Origin of the sequence: Saccharomonospora azurea NA-128, from assembly GCF_000231055.2 — a bacterium.
GTDB classification, from domain to species: domain Bacteria; phylum Actinomycetota; class Actinomycetes; order Mycobacteriales; family Pseudonocardiaceae; genus Saccharomonospora; species Saccharomonospora azurea.
Genome location: NZ_CM001466.1, coordinates 1,123,749 through 1,137,691, shown reverse-complemented (window position 1 = coordinate 1,137,691; position 13,943 = coordinate 1,123,749). Strand labels below are relative to the sequence as shown.

4 protein-coding genes are annotated in these 13,943 nt (G+C 62.7%); 3 read left to right on the top strand and 1 reads right to left on the bottom strand.

Annotated elements, in window-relative coordinates; genetic code table 11:
• Positions 1-11: 11 nt before the first annotated feature.
• Positions 12-1,310 (top strand): histidine--tRNA ligase, encoded by a 1,299-nt coding sequence (gene hisS / locus SACAZDRAFT_RS05045; RefSeq protein ID WP_005439299.1) that lies wholly within the window; start codon positions 12-14, stop codon positions 1,308-1,310.
• Positions 1,311-1,376: 66 nt separating this feature from the next.
• Here the strand turns inward: hisS and SACAZDRAFT_RS05040 are convergent, their stop codons facing one another.
• Positions 1,377-3,062 carry a serine/threonine-protein kinase gene (locus tag SACAZDRAFT_RS05040; RefSeq protein ID WP_082245292.1) on the bottom strand — a complete coding sequence of 562 codons (1,686 nt, stop codon included), beginning with the start codon at positions 3,060-3,062 and terminating at the stop codon, positions 1,377-1,379.
• A 496-nt stretch (positions 3,063-3,558) separates the two neighbouring features.
• Here SACAZDRAFT_RS05040 and SACAZDRAFT_RS22340 point away from each other — a divergent pair, with 496 nt between their 5' ends.
• Complete coding sequence (locus SACAZDRAFT_RS22340) at positions 3,559-6,882, top strand: LamG-like jellyroll fold domain-containing protein (protein WP_232286364.1); 3,324 nt, start codon at positions 3,559-3,561, stop codon at positions 6,880-6,882.
• A gap of 65 nt (positions 6,883-6,947) precedes the next feature.
• A complete protein-coding gene (locus SACAZDRAFT_RS05030) occupies positions 6,948-13,739 on the top strand; it encodes a polymorphic toxin-type HINT domain-containing protein (protein ID WP_157606932.1) in 6,792 nt (2,263 codons plus the stop codon).
• The last annotated feature ends 204 nt before the right edge of the window (positions 13,740-13,943 follow it).

Below are 13,943 nucleotides of genomic sequence, written 5' to 3'. Positions count from 1 at the left end.
ACACGACAACCATGGCGAAGGCCGCCGAGCCACCCTCAGGCACCCGGGACTTCCTCGCGGACGACGTTCGTCGCCGCAAGGCCGCGTTCGACACCGTGTCGGGTGTGTTCGAGCATTACGGGTTCGACCCGCTGGAGACCCCGGCGTTCGAGCGGCTCGAGGTCTTCACCGGCAAGCTCGGCGACGAGGCCAGCGCGCTGATCTTCAAGATCCTCAAGCGCGGTGTGCACGAGGCGACGGGTGAGGCCGACCTCGCGCTGCGCTACGACCACACCGTGCCGCTCGCGCGGGTCGTCGGCACCTACGGAAGCCAGCTGCCCTCGCCCTACAAGCGCTACGCGATCGGCCCCGTCTGGCGGGCCGACCGTCCCGCGAAGGGCCGGTTCCGTGAGTTCACCCAGTGCGACATCGACACGGTGGGCTCGTCCTCGCCGCTCGCGGACGCCGAGATCCTGTGGGCTATCCACGACGGGCTGGAGGCGCTGGGCGTCACCGACTTCCGGGTGCTGGTGAACAGCCGCAAGGCCCTGCACGGGCTCCTGGAGGCGTACGGCATCGGCGAGGAGCGCGGCACGGCCGTGCTCGGCACGCTCGACAAGCTCGACAAGCTGCCCGCCGACGCGGTGGTGGCCGAGCTCGTCGACCGGGGTCTTGAAGCCCGCGTCGCCGAGGAGCTCGTGGGCGATGTGACGGCCACCGACACCGACCGCGTGCGCAAACAGCTCGACACCACTGAGCGCGGGCGCGAGGGGCTCGCCGAAATCGACCGGCTGCTGGAGCTGACGGCCGGGCTGCCGGAAGGCCGGGTGGTCTTCACGCCGCGCATGGTGCGGGGTCTCGACTACTACACCGGGCCGATCTTCGAGGTCGTGGCCACCGGCTACCCGGGTTCGATCGCCTCGGGCGGCCGCTACGACGGACTGGTCGCCAAGCTCGGAGGGCCGGACCTGCCCGCGTGCGGCGGGTCGATCGGCCTCGAACGCATCCTCGCCATCCAGGCGGCGGACGCCGAGGCGGCGGGGGGACTGGACGTCGCCCTGACGGTCCTGGGCGCGGAGGACACCGTGATGCGCCTGGCCGCCGAACTGCGTGGTCAGGGCCTGCGCACGGGCGTCTTCCTCGGCACGTCGGGCAAGCTGGGCAAGCAGCTCAAGTGGGCCAACGACCAGCGAGCGCGCATCGTGCTCATCCACGGTCCGCAGGAGCAGGCCGAGGGCGTCGTCACCGTGCGCGACATGGCCAGCGGCGACCAGAACCGCGTGCCCGTGGCCGACGTCGCGACGACGGTGCGCGAGCAACTCGGCCGCTGAGCTTCCACCTGTGCCGCTCACCGGCGGTGGTGAGCGGCACAGGTGACCGTGAAGCGCCGCACCTGCTCACCGCAGAATGCGCTGCGTGGTCCCGCTCCGGCGGCGAGCGCCGTGGCGTGTGACGACGTGGCGCACCACGACGAACGGGATCGTGAAGGTGATCAGTGGGAGAGCCATCACGTAGCTCGGCGGTCCGTCGTCGCCGCCTCCCAGCAGGCGGAGCGTGACGGGAAGCAGGGCGGGGGCGATCGCGATCACGAGGCCGAACCGGTCGAGCAAGCGCCGGCCGGAGGCGGAGGCCAGCAGCACGAACATCAGCACAGCTCCGAACGCACAGGCGAGCAGGCTCAGTGCGTCGATCCCGAAGAAACCGACCCCCGCCTGGACATAGAAGTAGACCAGCCAGGTCGCCAGCGGTAGGGCGAACTGCGCCGTGCCGCCCAGCGGGTCCCCGGTGGTGTGCCGTGCGAGGGCGACGTCGGCGACGGCGAGCAGGGCGACCGGCGCCAGCGCGTGCCCGCAGAAGACGAGCATGGTGTCGACGTGGTCGAGCAGGTTGTCGTACGGCACCCAGCCTGCGGTGATCACGGCGGGCATGAGGAAACCGAGCGTGAAGGCGCCCCAGAACCGGGTCCGCTCGGTGCGGAACGGCCGGAGCAACACGACCAGCGCCGTCACCACCAGCGGCACGAACTCGCTGATCGCCAGAAGAATCGGGGGCACAGGGGCTCCGATGGTCTGGTTGAGCAAGCCGGCCGTGACGCCGTAGCAGGCGAGACCTGCGCACGTCGCCCCGAGCGCGAATCCGGTGGGCAGCTTCCTGTGGCGGCGATCGGGGTTCGCGACGGTCATCGGACCCGCCGCGGGCAGGAGTGGCTGAGGTGTCACCGGTGCCGGTCGCGATGCGGGCCGGGTCTCGACGACTCGAGTCGCTGCGGGAGCAGGCAGCGTGGTGGTCGTGGCGGCGGTGGTCGAGGTGGGGTTGTGGTCGGGGGTCAGTGATTCGAGGAGCTGTGTCGCGTTCGGACGTCCGGTGGGCTCTTTGGCGAAGCAGGGTTCGAGCACCGCACGCAGGTGGGGTGGAACGTCGTCGAGCCGGGGCCGGCCGTGAGCGACGGCGTAGAGGACGGAGGAAAGTGACCCTGCGGGGAAGGGGCCGTTGCCGGTGGCGGCGTAGACGAGGACTCCGGCGAGGGCGAAGACGTCGCTCGCGGGGCCGACCTCGCCCGCTTCGACCTGCTCCGGTGACATGAAGCCCGGCGTGCCGATCGCGACTCCGGTGGCGGTGAGGGTGGTCTGGTCGAGTACACGGGAGATGCCGAAGTCGATGACCCTCGGCCCGTCGCCGGAGATGAGGATGTTGCCGGGCTTGAGGTCGCGGTGGACCACGCCCGCCTCGTGCACGGAGACGAGTGCTTCGGCGAGCGCGGCGCCCAACGCGAGCACCTCGTCCTCGGGCAGTGGGCCCTTCTCCTGCACGTACTCCGCGAGCGTGGGGCCTTCGATGTACTCGGTGGCCACCCACGGGCGGTCCGCGTCGGGATCGGCGTCGACGACACCGGCGGTCCAGAAACCGCCGACCCTGCGCATGTTCGCCACCTCGTGGCGAAACCGGTCGCGGAACGAGGGCTCCTCGGCCAACCCCGCGGACACGAGCTTCACGGCCACCCGCCGACCACCACGCGACCGGCCCAGGTAGACGGTGCCCATTGCACCCGAACCCAGCCGTCCCAGCAGCGTGTAACCGCCCACGCGGGCAGGATCGTCATCGGACAGTGGCCGCACAGCACCCTCCGGGGAGCTCAGGATTGCGACGTAGCGTAGCCGATGAGGCACGGTGACGGCGTGGGGTTGGATCTCTGAGTGAGGAGCGGCGTTCCGCGTTCCGAGTACTCCGCCCAACGGAAGGGATCCGTAAGACAGGGTGCGTTCGGTGACGGGATTGCCGGAGCGATCACAACGGGGCTCTCCGCACCGAGCTCGTTGGCGTCGACGGTGGCGGAGGGGGCCCGGCCGCCCGAGGAACACAACTACACGAATCCGACGCTTCCACCTGGACGAAGGTGGACGTTACTTCGTGTCCGGTCACGAACCGGACACAACGTGATCAATGTACGAGCCCTACTTCAGATTCGCTCTGTTTCGCGCCAGTGACCGACTGTTAGCGTGCTCCGCGGCGCCCGAACCGTGGTGGGTTCGGCCAAGCTGTCCGGGGGTCTGATTGACGTCTTCAGGTAGAACGACTGCGTTGAGTGCTGCCTTCATAGTGCTGTCGTCGCTGGCCGCGCCTGGAGTCGCGTCTGCAGCCACGGGCGACTTGGCTTTAGAGGAGCCAGCGCACATTGCTGCTGCCGTTGCGCAAGCGGACGAGACTGGTCAGCCGGTGCTGGTGGAGTCGGAGACTACTGAGTATGCCGAGGTTCGGGCTAACCCGGACGGCACTCTTGTCATGACGCAGAGCCTGACACCTGAACGAGTGACTCGCGATGGTAACTGGGAGCCCCTCGATCTAACTTTGGCTCGGCGTCCAGATGGGACCGTCGGTCCGAAAAACGCCTTTATAGACGTGCGGTTCACGGGGGCGAGCGCGGACGGCACAGCGACTCTGGCCGTCATGGTGAAAGACGGCCGTGAGGTGGGAATCGGATGGACAGGGGAGTTGCCTGAGCCCCAGCTGGACGGGGCGACGGCGACATATTCCGAAGTGTTGCCTGATGTTGACCTCGCGCTGACAGCCAAGCCGACCGGCTTCACTCAAGTACTGATTGTCAAGAGCGAGGAGGCAGCACAGGATCCCCGACTCGCGCAGATCACTTTCCCTAGCTATGGCAAGGGTGTGATACCCCGGGAGAGCTCCGAATCTGACGTCGAAGCGGTCGATGAGTCCGGAACTGTTGTCTTCCGCGGCAACGCCTCATGGATGTGGGACTCCCGAGGCAAGAATCCTGGGGGCGCGCGGGCTTCAGAAACTGAGGGCGACGGGGACTCAGGCCCTGCGAAGGCGATGATGGATGTCGATGTGACAGACAAGAGCATCGTCGTGCGCCCCGATCAAGACTTCCTCACTGCCGCCGAACGTGTTTTTCCCATTTACATCGACCCGGAGTACTGGTGGACGGGGAAGAAGCAGGGACATGTGGTCGTGCAGAGCAAGTGGCCAGACGCGCGCAACTACAACAGGACCGATGGTGATCTCGCCGATCTCAAAGCTGGCTACCAAGGCGGGTACCTCTCGCGCTCCTTCTTCGATTTCGATGTTCGGGCGATGCAGGGCAAGTACGTGCACCGTGCCTCAGTGCGAGTACGCGTTGTCCATTCGTACTCCTGTAAGGGTGGTCCAACGGAACTGTGGCATACCGGAGCGATCGGCTATGGGACTACATGGAACAACCAGCCCTCTTGGCGTCGTCAACTGGACACGACCAATCGTTCCAACCATGCGGTGCATTGTCCTTCGGACGGTCGTACGGAGTTCAAGGTCGATTCGTTGGTACGGGAAGCCGCGGAAGCGCGTCGGTCTGAGGTTGTCTTCGGGTTGAAAGCGCGCAACGCGAGCAGCTATGACTGGCGGCGGTTCTCACTCGATCCGGTTCTTGAAGTCGTTTACAACACCGAGCCTAGTAAACCCACCGATCTGGGTATGGAGAGCGGAGAAATCCCATGCATCACAGGTGGGGATAGGCCGTTTCTGTTCACGCCGACACCCCGTTTGCGGGGCAAGGTCTCAGACCCTGATGGCGGGAGCCTCACAGCGCGGTTCGTGCTGTATCGCGGTGAGACCGGAGCTGGCACGCAGATTTGGACAACTTCCACTTCCAACATACCGTCTGGTTCGTATGCTGAGGTGACGGTGCCAGGTGGGCTGTTGGCGGAAGAGGGAACCTACCACTGGTCGATGTCTATCAGCGACGGCGACAGCTCATCGTCCGAGGTCGGAAAGTGTGAGTTCGCTGTGGACCACACCGCGCCCGATGCGCCTGTGGTGTCATCCACGGACTATCCCAACGATGACGGCGTTGCAATCCCGGCAGGTGGTGTTGGGCAGACCGGCGTGTTTACATTCGATGCCAATGGCACCGAAGATGTCGACCACTATCTGTGGTCGGTCACTGAGGAAGAAAACGATGACCCACAAGCCCGCGTCGACGCGGAGGGCCTCGGTGGGAACGCTGCCGTCCGTTGGACTCCCGCGCTCGGAGGCCCGCAAACCATGTTCGTGCGCTCCGTCGACCGGGCCGGCAACAGGTCTGACATCGTTCGATACAGGATTTTCGTTCGGGCTGGCGAACCGTTGGTCGAAAAACTCGAAGGTCATTGGCAGCTCGATGGTGACTTGGCTGACCACAGTTCACACAATCGGGACCTGATAGCCGTAGGTGAACCACAGCTTACCGCCGACGGCTACGACGGCGGCGCCGTGAGACTTGATGGGGCATCCTCGCGGCTGTACTACGCTGGTCCGGTTCTCGACACCTCGACAAGCTTCTCGGTGTCCGCCTGGGCGAAGGCTAGTGCTGCCGGCGGATACCAGACGGTATTGTCTCAGAACGGGCAACGCACGAGCGGGTTCCAGCTTCAGCTCACCACTCTCGGAGAGTGGGCATTAGTGATGTTCGGCGAAGACGTCGACGGTGGCGGCGCAGAACATGCACGCATCCGTTCACCTGAGCCAGCCAGTATGGATGTCTGGACGCACCTGCTGGGAGTCTACGACCATGGAGCTGGAGAGCTGCGGCTCTATGTTGACGGACGACTTGTCGTGGAGCGGGATTACACCAGTACGTGGACCGCGACCGGTGATCTGCAGATCGGCGCCGCGCAGTGGAAGGGTAACCAGGTCGATCTCTTCGACGGCGTGATAGACGACGTTCGTGTCTATCAGCGGGTGATCGTGCCGAGTGAGGCTGAACTGCTCGCCAATCATGCGGTTCTGCGCGCTCACTATCCGCTCGACGAAGGGACGGGGACGGTCGCAACGGACCGGGTAACTGGTGCGGTTGCGGAGCTTGCTGGTTCTGCTGCCTGGGAAAGTGAACAGCACACCGCCGTCATTGTCGGCGAAACCGAAGACGGTGGATATGGTGAGGTGACGGCGCCTCAGCCAGGGATTCGTACCGATCGCTCATACACCGTGGCAGCATGGGTCCGTCTCGACGACCCCGGTGAAGGTCAGAACAGGACGGCAGTCAGCGTCGATGGTGCCCGGTTTTCCCCGTTCATGCTGCAATACCGTGAGAACGTAAAAAAGTGGTGCTTTCTGGTTTCCCTCGGAGCTGATATCGAAAGCGGCTTGTGGGTGCCTAGTGAACATGAGCCTGAATTCGGGCGTTGGGTCCATTTGACGGGTGTTCACGACTTCGCTCGACAAGAGACTCGGATCTATGTCAACGGGAGTTTTTCCGCTATGAGGACCGGAGCTGTCGGCTGGAATGGCGATGGCGAATTGGTCCTCGGGGGCGCACGTTGGATCGGTCAGGACGTTGATCCCTGGAACGGCGCTGTCAGGAATGTCCGAGTGTATTCGGGAGTGCTGTCTGATCAGACCATCGGGCAACTGCCCCTGCAGTCCTGAACGCTAGGCGTACTCGAATTTGTAACTGATCCTTTCCAGGCCAACCGGGTTGAGGAGTGTCTGCCTTGGCAGTCAGACCTGTGCTGCGCGCAATCGCGCTTTTCGTCGGGATCTCGGTCGGAACCTCAACCGTGGTAGCCGTCGCTAATGAGGGGCCAATCTACGCTGACCTACCGCAATTGCAGAAAGAACGGTCGGTACCCGGCGAGCCGGTGCTGGTGGAGCCTCTACCTGATAATCCGATCGACGCGGCCGTGGCCACGACCCAGTCAGAACCGATTTGGCCAGAAGAGGCGGTCGCCACGGTACCGCTTTCGGATTCGCATGAGGGCACCGCGGTCTCGTCTGTTGAGAACACCAAGATACCGATCTCGATCGCACTCGCTGGTGACGACAAGCGTGACGGAATCGAAGCTGGAAGATTCCCTCAGGTCAAAATTTTCACCAGTTCCCAGGATGTTGCAGACAAGGCAGGTGTCGCTGGTGCCGTATTTGCCGTCGCCGATGCGGGCAATGCTGGGGGGCGCAAACTCTCCGTGCTCGTCGACTACAGCGGTTTCGCCGCTGCATACGGGGGCGATTACGGTTCTCGGTTACGTGTTCGACAGCTGCCTGCGTGCGCGCTGACCACTCCGGAGAAGGCAGAATGCCGCGAAGGAAGATGGCTGCCCACGGTCAACGATGTTGACGAACAGCAGGTGAGCGCCGACATCACCCTGCCGGAACCGGACACTGCCTCTCAATCCGATAGGGCCGAGTCCGTGGTGCTGGCAGTGCAGTCGCAGGCATCGGGCTCCGGCGGTGCTTTCACCGCCACCAATTTATCGCCGGCAGGGAGTTGGTCGGCGGGCGGTTCCAGTGGTGACTTCACCTATTCAGTTCCCTTGCGAGTCCCGCCGTCACCGGGGGGCCTGGCTCCGAAGTTGGGGATTGGTTACTCGTCCGGAACGATCGATGGACGGACCAGCGCTACCAACAATCAGGCTTCGGTGGTTGGGGATGGTTGGGAACTCAGTGCTGGCGGTTTTGTGGAACGCCAGTACAAAGCTTGTTCTGAGGACCTCGGCGGCAACCAAGACGAGCGAAAGACCGGGGATCTGTGCTGGGCCACCGACAACGCGGTACTGAGCCTCAACGGGATCAACGCCAAGCTTGTGCAGGATTCAGAGACCGGGTTCTGGAAGCCGAAGAACGACGACGGATCCAGGGTCGAACGCCTGACCGGTGCTCATAACGGTGACAACAACGGTGAGCACTGGAAGGTAACAGCAACCGACGGCACACAGTACTTCTTCGGTCTCAACCGTCTGCCCGGCTGGGGGGAGGGCGAGCCCGAAACGAAGTCAGCCTTCACTGTGCCCGTGTTCGGCAACAATACTGGCGAGCCGTGTCACGCGCAGGCATTCGACGATTCGTGGTGCCAGCAGGCATACCGCTGGAATCTCGACTATGTCGTCGACCCGAATGGCAACGTCACAACCTACTATTACGATACCGAAACCAACCACTACGGCCGAAACCAAACAGCGAGCAAACAGACTCCGTACGTGGCAGCGGGAATGCTCCGTCGTATCGAGTATGGCCTTCGGTCGGACGACGTGTTTGGACCCGCGCCGGCGCGGGTGTGGTTCGACACTGCACAACGATGCTTGCCCACCGAGACGTTCGAGTGCAATGCCGATCAGCTCACCCCTGGCAATGCCGGCAAGTGGCCGGATGTTCCATCCGACCAGATCTGCAAGTCCGACGATACTTGTGACAACAGATATTCGCCCGCTTTTTTCACGACCAAGCGGCTCGTCAAAGTGCTCACACAGGTGCGTCGAGACGATGTGACCAACGAAGCGAAGTGGAAGAACGTCGACTCGTGGACGCTTCGACACCAGTTTCCTGATACCGGTGACGGCTTGTCACCAGCGTTGTGGCTCGCAGGGATCAAACACACTGGTCTGGTCGGCGAAGAGAAGGCGATGCCGGAGATCCGGTTCCACGGTCGTGCGATGCCGAACCGTGTTGACACTGGCGACGATGGCCTGCCACCGATCACACGGCACCGAATCGAACGAGTGATCACCGAAGCGGGTGGCATCATCGAGATCTCTTACTCCGACCGCGAGTGCGTGGCGGGTGAGGCGATGCCGAGTAGCCCTCAGAACAACGACATGCGTTGCTTCCCCACGTGGTGGGTGCCTGAGTTCGGTCTTGAACGCGAACTCGGCTGGTTCCACAAGTACGTCGTCGTTGCGGTGACCGAGGACGGACGCACCACCGGCCCGTCCTTGAGGAAAACCCACTACGAGTACAGCGGAGGCGCGGCTTGGCACTTCGACGAAGCCGTGTTTACTGAGATGGAATACCGCACGTGGTCGCAATGGCGAGGCTACGGGCTGGTACGCACCATCACCGGCGACCCAGGTACGGCTCAGTCTGTCACCGAAGAACGATTCTTGCGTGGCATGCACGGTGACCGATTGCCCGGCGGGAGCCGCCGATCAGTCACGGTAAAGGACTCCGAGGGCGGAACGGTCACCGACCACGACCAACTGGCCGGCTTCTCGCGCGAGACGTTGCAGTATGACGGTGACGAGTTGGTGTCGTCGTCTATTAAGGATCCGTGGGTCCACGGCCCCACCGCCACCTCCGGTGACGAGAAGGCCTATATGACCAACGTCGGAGCAGTGCGTGGCAAGACACTGTTGTCCGACGGCTCGTGGCGTAAGACCGAGGTCAACTACAGGTTCGATGAACACGGCAACACGAACCGCGTCGAAGACCTCGGTGAAGTTGGCAAGTCCGGTGATGAAACGTGTGCGCGAACGACGTACGCGCACAACGGCGATGCCTGGATTCATACTCTGCCGTCCACTCTCAGGGTTGTCGCTCTGCCATGCAGTGAGGGCGAGGGAACGAACAACGATGTCATTTCCGACGTGCGTTCCTCGTACGATGGGCAGGACCATGGTGTCCCTCCTACGAAGGGCAATCTCACCACCACCGAACGGTGGACAGGTAGTAAGTACGAGCTGAGCCAGCGCACCACTTACGACGAGCTCGGCAGAGTCGTCGAGGTCGAGAACGTACTCGGGGAGAAGGTCACCACCGACTACTCGCCCGGACCTGGATTCCCGACGCGTAGTGTTACGAAGACGGACCCGAAGGGGTTCAGCGGAACTACTACTTTCGAGCCGGCTTGGGGACAGGTGCTCTCCGAGGTCGGCATCAGCGGAGAACGCGCGGACGTCGAGTATGATCCACTCGGCCGCGTTCACCGAGTGTGGCTGCCGGGCACCGTAAAGGCGCGTGGCGACAAGCCCCACAGCGTCTTCACGTACGAGTACCGCACTGACGCGCCCACCGTGGTGACCACGCAGGCGCGGCGTGACGACGGTGAGTACAACACCTCGTACACGCTCTACGACGGACTTTTGCGACAACGGCAGAGTCAGTTGCCCGCAGTATCGGGAGGACGGATCCTCACCGACTGGTTCTACGACTCTCGGGGACTCGAGTACAAGGTCAACGGCGCCTATTACAACGCTGACAACCCCAGCACGGATGTGCTGGGAGTTCTCGACAATGCGGTGCCGAACCAGACTCTGACTGAGTTCGATGCGCTCGGGCGAGAGACCGAGGTCATTTATCGTAAGCTCGGCGTCGAGCAGTGGCGCACCAGTACCACCTACGGTGGCGACCGTGTGACTGTCGTTCCTCCCGAGGGCGGCACGACGACTACAGTAATCAACGACGTCAACGGCAACGTGGTGGAGCGTCGTCAACATCACGGCCGCGATGCTGATTCTCCCTTTGACGAGACCCGCTACGTCTACGACGCCGCAGGCCGGATGACGTCTATGAGCGGGCCGGACGGCGCCGAGTGGACTTACGAGTACGACATACTCGGACGCAAGATCGCCGATAACGATCCTGACAGTGGCACTACCCGCTATACCTACGACGCTCTGGACCGCTTGGTGGAGACCACGGATGCGCGAGGCTTGAAGCTCCGGACCGAGTACGACGAATTAGGTCGCACGGTCGCACAGTACGAGCAGCGGGGCCCGGAGACGCCTGAGATCAAAACGGCAGATTGGGCCTACGACGAGCTGAAACCCGGCTTGCTCGATTCGGCTACCCGCTGGGTCGACGGTCACGCATACACAAAACGCGTCGATTGGTACGACAGTGCGCTGCGTCCCGTCGAGCAGAGCATCGTCGTCCCAGCGGCGGAGAAGGAGCTAGCGGGCACTTACACATTCGAGACCGATTACTTCCCGGTTTCCGGCAAAGTCTCGAGGCAGGCACATCCTGCCGCAGGCGGTCTGGATGCCGAGTACATTCAGCATCAGTACAACGAGCAAGGCTTGCCGACGCGGACATTCGGCATCGACAATTATGTGTCGGACCACCGCTACAGCAAATACGGCGAAACACTGCGTTTGACGCTGGGCGGCGGTGCAGACACGGTCTTCAGCACATTCTTCTACGAAGAGGGAACACGCAGGCTCGATTCCGTCGACATCCAGCGAAACACCGAGCAAAACTCCTACGCCGCCCAACGGTCCTACAACTATGACCCGGCGGGGAATATCACGCGGCTCGCCGACACCCCGCCTGGCTCGATGTCGGATGTGCAGTGCTTCGGCTACGACTACTTACAGCGGCTGACGACAGCGTTCACGCCCGCTAGCGGTGACTGCGCGGAGGAACCCTCGGTGCCCGGTCTGGGTGGTGCTGCGCCGTACTGGCACGACTACACCTATGACAAGGGTGGCAACCGTATCGAGGAAGTGCAGCACAGTGCGGACGGCGACATCGTTCGTACCTACTCCTACGGTGCGGAGAGCGGCTCGCAGCCGCACACGCTGCGGTCTGTGCTGGAGACCGGTCCCAACGGTACGTCGCGCGACGAGTACGACTATGACGCCGCGGGCAACATGACCTACCGCAACGTGGGCGGATCACCGCAGGAGTGGGAGTGGGACGCTGCCGGGCGTGCCGAGAAGGTCACCGAGCATGACGGCCGACAGTCGCAGTTTCTCTACGACGCCGACGGCGAGCGGTTACTGAAACGCGAGTCCGGGATCACCACGCTCTACCTACACGGTATGGAGTTGGTGCTGCAGAACACCACTCGCGAGGTGACCGCCAAGCGCTACTACACACATGCCGGCCAGACCGTGGCGGTGCGTACTTCGGGCGATGGTGGTGGCTTGTCACTGCTCGCCGAGGATCACCAGGGGACGAGTTCACTCGCGTTTGAAACCGACGACTTGTCGGTGAGTCAGCGCCGTCAGGACCCGTTCGGCAATCCGCGGGGTGACCAGCCGGAGTCGTGGCCGGACGACAAGGGGTTCGTGGGTGGTGTCGAGGACGACACGGGGTTGACGACGCTAGGCGCGAGGCAGTACGAGTCGGCAACCGGACGTTTCGTCTCTGTCGACCCGGTCATGGATGCCGCAGACCCACAGCAGGTCAACGGTTACGCGTACGCGAACAACTCGCCGGTGACCAACTCCGACCCGAACGGTCTGTACTGGAAAACGATCAGTGTCACTGAGCGAGTGTTGAAGACGACGTTCGTTGCGGTGATGTACTGGTTGGCGCCGTTGTTCCCGGTGTTCGGGTTCATCGCGGTCTCGTATTGGACGGTTCAAGTCTATGCATATCGGGTGTGGATCGAGCCGCCGTGGAAGGGACAGGCGCAGCGACACCAGCAGGCGCTCGCGGCTGCGGGGCTGAGCGCGGAGGAGTACGAGCAGGCGAAACAACTGGCGGCGGACAAGCGCAGTTGGGTTGAGGTGGCGTTGCAGCACGGTGGTGAGGTGTTGCACGACATCATCGGGGTCAAGGGTGTGGTGGACAACTGCATCAACGACTTCGATCTGCTTGGTTGCGGTTACGAGATCGCGTCGGCGTTGCCGTGGAGCAAGATCCTGAAGATCGGGGAAATTGTTGACAAGCTGATCGGTGCGTTCAAAGCGACGGTCAGTTGGGTCAAGAAGCGGGATGCGGCGCAGGGGTTGTTGCGGCGGGTTGATGCGGCGAAGGAGCGGCTGACCAGGTCGGGGTCATCGTGCTCGATCGGTAACAGTTTTGTGCCGGGCACGTTGGTGTTGATGGTTGATGGGTCGCGTGTGCCGATCGAGGAGGTCGAGCTCGGGGATCGGGTGCTGGCGACGGATCCGGTGACGGGAGAATCGGCTTCGCGGGAGGTGGTAGCCACGATCGTCGGTCAGGGCGAGAAGGACCTGGTGGATGTCACCGTCGATGCTGATGGCGAGCCCGGTGGAGCGGTAGAGACGATCACCGCTACCGCGGAGCACCCGTTCTGGGTCGACGAGCACGGCCGCTTCATCCGTCCCACGGTCGGCCTGCGGGGCGAGCCAGTAGGCTGGTACAGCGCTGGCGACCTTGACCCCGGAGACCAACTCCTCACCCCTGACGGTGACCACGCCCGGATTGTAGATATCCGCGTCTACACCGCCACCACCACCGTCCACAACCTCACTATCAATGGTGTCCACACGTACTACGTCGGCGATGAGAATAGTGTTCTTAATCACAACGCTGACGGATGCAGGAAGTCATGGGAGCTGAGGAGGGAAAACGCATCAGTCGTCAAGCGTGGTGGGCCTTTCAAAACGACCTTTTACAAGAGTTCGTCGGATGATACGTGGTGGACACCAGATGTGACTGGGCATGGTCGGCCCCCGTCGGCGTATAAAGTCTACAAAGAGACAAAAAAAGGGTTAGAATGGCAATATGACGCTAATAAATACGGGGACTACATTGAGGGAAAATGGAAGGGGGGTACGGGAAGATTCATCCCGTGGTCCAGCTTGCGAGGTGTTAAATGATATTTCAGACTGCAGAGCAGTTTGTCCGTGCAAGAAGTAGCAGCGACCCGGAGGAGCAGCGGCGTGCTTCTTGGGGAGAGGCTGACGTCGAGGTTTGGATGGACGTTGTCAGGAGGTATCCGGATTATCGAGTCTGGGTTGCACACAACAAGACGGTGCCACTGTCTGTGATTTCAGTTCTTGCTTCTGACCCAGACCCGCGTG

Excerpts from the sequence above, each read along its gene's own strand:
- hisS (WP_005439299.1), top strand. The coding sequence starts at position 12 with ATGGCGAAGGCCGCCGAGCCACCCTCAGGCACCCGGGACTTCCTCGCG.